The following is a 1,535-nucleotide window of genomic DNA, read 5'->3' as shown; positions in this document are numbered from 1 at the left end:
GGCGAACCGCCGCCGCTCCAGCTCGGTGAGGCGCCGCAACGCCAGCTCCAGCAGCGCGGCGCGGGTGCGGGCCAGGTTGGAGGTGGACCCGGCGGGCAGTCCCGCGGCCTTGTCGACGGCGCGGTGGGTGAGGCCGCGCATGCCGGCGGCGGCGAGCAGCGCGAGTGCGGTGTCGGCGACCAGCTCGGCGCGCGGGGACGTCATGCCCCCGATCCTACCGGCGGCTCACTACAGGCGTAGTATCCGACTACGGCTGTAGTGAGAAGGGGTGTCCGCAATGGCGCACGCGATCGTGATCGGCGGCGGGATCGGCGGCCTCACCGCCGCCGCGGCCCTGCACGCCCACGGCTGGACGGTGACGCTCCACGAGCGCGCCGCCTCCCTCGAACCCGTCGGATCCGGCCTGGCGATCGGCCCCAACGCGCTGCGCGCCCTGGACACCATCGGCGCCGGCGACCCCGTCCGGGCCCTCAACGCCTTCCAGGGCGAGGGCGGGGTGCGCCGCGCCGACGGGCGATGGCTGTCGCGCACCTCCATCCAGACCGCCGCCGACCGCTACGGCGACCCGCTCGTGGTCACCCTCCGCGCCGCCCTGGTCGACCTGCTCGCCGCCCGGCTGCCCGACGGCGCCCTGCGCCTGAACTCCACCGCCGCCCTCGCCTCCCCCGGCGACGCCACGACCCCCGCGACCGTCACCACCAGCACCACCGGCCCCGCCCCCGGTGCCGGCACCGGCGCAGTCACGGGCGAGGAGACCGCCGACCTCGTCGTCGCCGCCGACGGCATCCACTCCCCGACCCGCGCGACGCTGTTCCCCGGCCGCTCCCCCATCCGCTACACCGGCCTGACCGCCTGGCGCGCCGTCACCCGCGCCCCCGCCGGCAGCTTCACCCCCGCCGAGGCGTGGGGCCGCGGCACCGTCTTCGGGATCAACCCCCTCACCGGCGACCGCGCCTACCTGTACGCCACCGCCCCCGCACCCGAGGGGGCCCGCGCCCCCGGCGGCGACGAGCGCGCCGAACTGCTGCGCTTGTTCGGCGGCTGGTACGACCCCGTCCCCGCCCTGCTGGAGGGCGTCGACCCGGACGCGGTGCTCCGCAACGACGTCTACCACATGCCCAGGCCGCTGCCGGCGTTCCACCGCGGACGCACCGCGCTGCTCGGCGACGCGGCCCATCCCATGACCCCCAACCTCGGCCAGGGCGCCTGCCAGGCCATCGAGGACGCGGTCGTGCTCGCCCACCACGCGACCCGCGGGGACATGCCGGCCGCGCTCGCCGCCTACACCGCCGCCCGGCGGCGCCGCACCACCCAGGTGATGCGGCGCTCCCACCGGCTCGCGCGGATGACGGCGCTGACGGGCGCGGTGCCGGTCGCCGCCCGCGACGCCGCCGTCCGCCTCGCCGGGCTGCTCGGCCCGACCGCGCTCGTCCGGGAGGCCGACATGATCTTCCGGTGGCGGCCGCCCGCCGGCCCCGCCTGTCCCGCCGCGGTCTCTGCGGCCGGTCAGGGCCCGCACCAGCACGATCCACCGG

General features: G+C 77.9%; 1 protein-coding gene and 1 pseudogene. One reads left to right on the top strand and one right to left on the bottom strand.

Going from position 1 to position 1,535, the window contains the following annotated elements:
* A pseudogene (locus ABZ914_RS51140) lies at nucleotides 1-204 on the bottom strand (TetR/AcrR family transcriptional regulator); the annotation flags it as partial.
* Between the two features lie 73 nt (nucleotides 205-277).
* On the opposite strand from ABZ914_RS51140, the gene ABZ914_RS51135 reads away from it, so the two are divergent.
* Nucleotides 278-1,535, top strand: a 1,258-nt coding sequence (locus tag ABZ914_RS51135; protein ID WP_500201787.1) for an FAD-dependent monooxygenase, incomplete at its 3' end; no start/stop codon positions are given.

The sequence above is a fragment of the Spirillospora sp. NPDC046719 genome, assembly GCF_040645715.1.
In the GTDB taxonomy this organism is placed as follows: domain Bacteria; phylum Actinomycetota; class Actinomycetes; order Streptosporangiales; family Streptosporangiaceae; genus Spirillospora.
The sequence above is the reverse complement of the archived record's forward strand: the minus strand, read 5'-3'. Positions and strand labels throughout refer to the sequence as shown.